The following is a 2,108-nucleotide window of genomic DNA, read 5'->3' as shown; positions in this document are numbered from 1 at the left end:
GCCGGGCTCGAGGCGTTTTATCGTGCGCTTGCCGGAGAGAGTGGAGAGGGTGACGAGATCGCGGTGTTGTCGGGTGAGGCCGGCGCCCTGCGCGGAGTGCTTGCCGGAGAGCGAGCGGGGCATGGAGAAGAGCCAGGCGGGAAGGGGCCGCAGAGCGATGCCGTGCCTGCGATGGATCCGCGTTTGCTGGTGGAGCGGACGGAGCATCGTCTGAAGCTGATACTGGCGGAGCTTGCGAAGCTGCGCCCGGAGCAGGTCGATCCCCACGAGCGGCTGGAAGTCTACGGCATCGACTCGTTGCTGATCATGCAGCTCAACCACAGGCTGGCCGGGGTGTTTGGCGAGCTGTCGAAGACGTTGTTCTTCGAGTACCCGACGCTGGAAGGTGTCGCGGCGTATCTGGCGGCGGAGCATGAGACCGCCTGCCGGCGCTGGACGGCGCTGGAGGAACGGGAAGAACAAGAGGGGAAGCGGCCTGCGGTCGTCGCGCCGCGTGCCGCCGCGAGATCGGAGCGGCAGCGTCCGGCGCGTCGCAGGATGACCGGTCGGGCGCGCGAGCCGATCGCGATCGTCGGGATCAGCGGCCGCTATCCGGGGTCGCCCAATCTGGAGACCTATTGGGAGAACCTGAAGTCGGGCAAGGACTGCATCGGCGAGCTTGCCGGCGACCGCTGGCCGCTGGAGGGCTTTTACGATCCGTCGGCGGATGAGGCGGTGGCGCGGGGCCGGAGCTACAGCAAATGGGGCGGGCAGCTCGCGGGCTTTGCGGAGTTCGATCCGCTGTTCTTCAACATCTCGCCGCGGGATGCGGCCAATATCGACCCGCAGGAGCGGCTGTTCATCGAGAGCTGCTGGCATGCGCTGGAGGACGGCGGCTATACGCGCGACCGGTTGCGGGATCGGCATCAGGGTCGTGTGGGTGTGTTCGCGGGGATCACCAAGACCGGCTTTGCGCTGCATGGGCCTGAGCTGTGGCGCCGTGGCGGCGATGGATCGCCGCACACCTCGTTCGGCTCGGTTGCGAACCGTGTGTCGTATCTGTTGGACCTGCACGGGCCGAGCATGCCGATCGACACGATGTGCTCGGCGTCGCTGACGGCGATCCACGAGGCGTGCGAGCATCTGTATCGGGACGAGTGCGAGCTGGCGCTGGCCGGTGGCGTGAACCTCTACCTTCATCCGCGGACCTATGTCGATCTTTGCGCGATGCGGATGCTGTCGCAGGACGGCCGGTGCAAGAGCTTCGGCAAGGGCGGCGATGGCTTTGTGCCGGGGGAAGGGGTCGGGGTGGTCGTGCTGAAGCGTCTGTCGCAGGCGGAGGCCGACGGCGATGTGATCCATGCGGTGATCCGCGGCAGCAGCATCAATCACGGTGGCAAGACCAACGGCTATACGGTGCCCAATCCAGTGGCGCAGAGGGAGCTGGTGCGTGCTGCGCTGGAGAAGGCCGGGGCGCGTGCGCGGGAGGTCAGCTATATCGAGGCGCATGGCACCGGGACGGAGCTTGGCGATCCGATCGAGATTGCGGGCCTGACGCAGGCGTTCGGCCATGACACGTCGGAGAAGCAGTTCTGCGCGATCGGCTCGGTGAAGAGCAACATCGGCCATCTGGAGGCGGCGGCGGGGATCGCGGGGCTGACGAAGATCGTGCTGCAGCTGAAGCACGGCGAGCTGGTGCCGAGCCTGCACGCAGGGGAGCTCAATCCGCATATTGATTTTGCGAACAGCCCGTTCGTGGTGCAGCGCAGCTGCGAGGCGTGGCGCCGTCCCGTGATCGAGCGCGATGGTGTGCTGCGCGAGGTGCCGCGGCTTGCCGGGCTCTCGTCGTTCGGGGCGGGCGGCTCGAACGCGCATGTTGTGATCGAGGAGTATGTTGCGCGGGCCTCTGAGCCGCGTGCTGCCGTGGTGAGCCGGTCGCGTCCTGCGCTTGTGGTGCTGTCCGCGAAGAGCGGTGAGCGACTGAAGGAGCAGGTCTTGCAGCTCGTTGCGGCGATCGAGCGCGGATCGCTTCGAGGATCGCTTGGCGATGCTGATCTGTCGGATATCGCCTACACGCTGCAGGTGGGGCGTGAGGCGATGGAGAGCCGGCTTGCGCTGACGGCGGCCTC

The 2,108-nt window shown here is 66.9% G+C and carries 1 protein-coding gene; it reads left to right on the top strand.

What is annotated here, in order from left to right:
• Nucleotides 1-171: 171 nt before the first annotated feature.
• On the top strand, nucleotides 172-2,108 hold a 1,937-nt coding region (locus BMW89_RS37035), incomplete at its 3' end, for a type I polyketide synthase (RefSeq protein ID WP_244547787.1).

Origin of the sequence: Bradyrhizobium sp. OK095 (assembly GCF_900109945.1) — a bacterium.
Classification (GTDB): domain Bacteria; phylum Pseudomonadota; class Alphaproteobacteria; order Rhizobiales; family Xanthobacteraceae; genus Bradyrhizobium.
Note: the sequence above shows the minus strand (reverse complement) of the source record. Positions and strands in the feature narration are given on the sequence as shown.